The sequence below is a fragment of the Planktothrix sp. FACHB-1355 genome (assembly GCF_014748295.1).
Classification (GTDB): domain Bacteria; phylum Cyanobacteriota; class Cyanobacteriia; order Cyanobacteriales; family Aerosakkonemataceae; genus Aerosakkonema; species Aerosakkonema funiforme_A.
In genome coordinates, this window is the sequence record NZ_JACJUP010000738.1 from 1 (window position 1) to 3614 (window position 3614).

Below are 3614 nucleotides of genomic sequence, written 5' to 3' on the forward strand. Positions count from 1 at the left end.
ATGTCAACAGTTTAATTAAAAATGCTCATAATCTAGCTTCATTTTCAATACTCGGCATTACAGAAAAAGAGCTTGGGGAGACTCTTTTAGAAAGATGTCAGAATTTATTGAGAATACGTGCAGCTTTACAAGAACAGGGGCTTCAAACGCCTATACATATTTTTGGGTGTCTAGAGCCTCTCACGGTTATTTCATATTTTCTTTGTGGAGCTGATATATTTGATGGGCTTTCTTGGCTTCGTTTTGCATTCGTTGACGGATTGGCAACATATCATTCGACGGCAACGCTCCTTCAAGGAGAGTGGAGTTATACCGACAATCAGCTACTCTGGGCGCGTTGGATTCGGAATCTTCAAAGTCTTGAGTCTTTATCTAAAGCGATGAGTCGTTTTTGTAAAACACAAAAGATGGCATTTACTCAAGGTTGCATTAAGCAAACAACTCGATAAAAATCCGTTTGAACCGTTATGGCTTATCCAATTAAAGCTCTGGTTAAACGTATATAAAAAACCTCCAAGACAACCTTAGTTTAAGCAGTAATTTCTGCCCTTAACGGTCAAAGTATCTTTTGAAGTTTTTTCAATTCGACCTTGATTGGATTCAAAATTAAATTTATCAATAGCAATCGGGGAAATTATCGCAGCATATTCCCATTGTTGTTGACTAATTGATTGAGTGGCGAGAGGTAGAGATTCTGCCATTAGTCCGAAGATGCTCGATTAATTCTGGGGCTGAACAGTTCTCTGGTAATACCTCATCCAAAGCATTTTGCAGCCTGTGGCCTGCTCCTCACCACGACCATGTTCGGGGATTGAGAGGGTCAAAAAATCTAACGCTGTACCTGACTGATAAAAAACTCCAAAAATAACAAATCTTAGGTCAAATCGACTTGTGGTTGTATGGGGAGTAATGAGGAGCAGTGTGGCTAGATGTGGTTTGATGTGGCAATCTCTTCATCACTAACTAGCAATTAAATACCTTTTTTCCACACTCCACCACATTTAACCACATCACACCACAAAAATTGACAGTTAAAAGAAATGACTGAGAATGACGCTTCATTGTTAGTAGCAAGCAATGGTATTGTCCGTACAAATTGACTTTTTAGTGCTTAGAAAATAATCAAAGACTCCCCTCCTTGTGCGGAAACCAAACCGCAACGGAGGGATAAAGACAGCTTAAGCTTTTTATTAGATTTAATTACAATTTGTAAGTACTAATACTACAAAATTAACAGAATATTAAGTAAAAACCTAGTGGGAAATGGGATGACACTTTGAAGCAGGGAATAGCCTTACTTGCAGTATCTGGGGTGTCTATTACATAGAAACATCTGTGTGATTTAAGAGAATGCGATCGCTCGTCAAGCCACCTCATCTATAAAGTACAGATATTATATTATGCTGCTTAAAAACTTTAACGATGAATCCCCTCCACTTGGAGGGAATCGTTAGAGGGGGTCAATTTCAGCTTGTAAGAGGTTTTCAGAAAATAGGATTCTTCTTTAACATGGGATAACTTTTAGATAGTAGATAGTACCCTATGAAACTGAAAAACAATCGTCATACTAAATATAAAGAAATACTGTCAAAAAGGTTTGAATTGAGATTAACTGAAGCAGAGTACGAACAAATCGAAACTTTAGCCCAAGAAGTTAATCTAACCATGAGCGAATTTGTCCGTCGTACTGTAGCAAGACGAGCAATGCCCCGTCCCTTAGCAGCATTCGACCTCAAAGCGTACCAAGTCTTATGCCAAATTAATACCGAACTACGCCAAGCTGGTAACAACCTCAATCAAATTGCCAAAGCTTGTAACACTTCCGTCATGCTAGGAGAGCCAGTAGCAGTGAATCGATCGCTATTACAAAACGTTCAACAACTGCTCAAAGAAAACCAAACTTTAATTCAAACCCTTGCAGCCCAAATCGCTCAATCAACGCAAAGATAGATGATCGGTAAACAAATCAAAGGTAAAGGATTTAGAGGCTGTCTCGATTACGTACTTGGCAAAAAAGGCGCTTACATAATCGGTGGTACTATGTGCGGACAAACTGCTGAAGCACTCAGTACCGAATTTGCCATTACCAGACAACTTAAACCACATCTCAAAATAGCAGTATTCCATGCCACTTTGTCAGTAGACGCCAAAGAAAAACTCGATTCAGATGCAGAAAACGATCGACGTTGGTGTAGCATAGCAGACGACTACATGAAAGCAATAGGATTCGATAATAACCAATATGTTGTAGCTAAACACACCGATACCGAACACGACCACATCCATATTATAGGCAGTCGCATTCGCTTTGACGGGACAGTAGTAGATGATAGCTGGGACTATTACAAAAGCCAAGAAGTAATTCGATCGCTAGAAGCTAAGTACAGTTTAGAAACTATAGCACCCAGTTGGGAATCAGAAAAACGAGCGCAGACAACAGCAGAATATCGGAAAAATCGTGACAGTGGACAAAAGAGCGTGCGCGTGCAATTGCAATCCCTAATAGATGAGTGTGTCGCCTCCCGATCGACCATGCCAGAATTGATAGAACGATTGCAGTCTGAAGGTGTAGAAATAAAAATTAGAATGACGAGAACTGGCTGCATTAAAGGCATTTCTTACCAGCTAAATGACATAGCTTTTAATGGCACTCAATTGGGTAAAGCATACACTTTTTATGGATTGCAGAAATATCGCGGTATTAGCTATGACTCAGAAGATAACGAGCTTCTGAAAATGCTAACGCAACAACAAGAAGCAATAGCTGATTCGCACGAACTTCAGAGGGACAAATCTTTACCCGAAACAAACACGCATACAGATACCATTTCAGTAGATTTGATTACCTCGGACACATTTGATACTGATGATAGTAATTTATCAAAAGCTAATCCCTCAATGCGATCGCTTTCTCTACCGCGTCAGCCAAATCCTTATAAACCTACTGAACAAACTAGCGAAGCCAAAGTTGAACAGAGCAGTCAAACAGATACGATAATTGCAATTGCTTTAGATGCTTTAATTACTGTCTCTTCAGATCGACAAACGCTCGGTCAATACAATATTCTATGGAATCAACCTCAATTAACTCTCTCAATTAGAGCTATTGATAGGGGTGAAATTCTTAAAGCTGCTTTTGCTCCCGATGGAACCTATCAGTTAAACGCTTGCCAAATTACCGAACTAGATATAAAGAACTTCCAAGCTTTTGGCAAACAACAGCAACAACGACAAATTCAGTTAGAACTGGATTAAATTGCATCCCCTCCAACTAGAGGGGTTAATTTTAACTAAATGTAATTACCCGCTTTGGCGAAGTTTATTAAAAGCAGAAAAAATACGATGCTTTTAGAGAGCTTCTAAAAATCTCCAAATTTGAGGAATTGAACAATGGAAATAGCCAAGCATCATATCTTTCAACCAGGAAACGACCCCATCTTTGTCGAATTGATTGAAGTGCCAACAGATAGTAACTCGTTTATCTACTGCACTTCTGCTGAATCAACAGCAGCAGTAAGTAGTCGGACAAAAGTAATCGACACTGTATGAACTTTTGTTAAGGCACTTGCAGGAGTGCGATCGCTACCCCAGGATAGTACAAATGTATTGTAAGA

At 39.3% G+C, this 3614-nt stretch carries 4 protein-coding genes; 3 read left to right on the plus strand and 1 reads right to left on the minus strand.

The genetic code is table 11. The features are described 5' to 3' along the window. Positions 1–449, plus strand: a 449-nt coding sequence (locus H6S82_RS24010) for a hypothetical protein (RefSeq protein WP_199317944.1), incomplete at its 5' end; no start/stop codon positions are given. A gap of 75 nt (positions 450–524) precedes the next feature. On the opposite strand, the gene H6S82_RS24015 is transcribed toward H6S82_RS24010, so the two are convergent. Next, positions 525–701, minus strand: coding sequence for a hypothetical protein (locus H6S82_RS24015; protein ID WP_190475760.1), 177 nt, complete (start codon positions 699–701; stop codon positions 525–527). Between the two features lie 841 nt (positions 702–1542). Between H6S82_RS24015 and mobC the strand changes: the two genes are divergently transcribed. Next, a complete protein-coding gene (gene mobC, locus H6S82_RS24020) occupies positions 1543–1950 on the plus strand; it encodes a plasmid mobilization relaxosome protein MobC (protein ID WP_190475762.1) in 408 nt (135 codons plus the stop codon). Continuing rightward, the gene (locus H6S82_RS24025; RefSeq protein WP_190475764.1) at positions 1951–3255 is read left to right on the plus strand and encodes a relaxase/mobilization nuclease domain-containing protein; all 1305 of its coding nucleotides are present in this window, start codon (positions 1951–1953) and stop codon (positions 3253–3255) included. It abuts the gene before it with no gap. Positions 3256–3614: the final 359 nt, after the last annotated feature.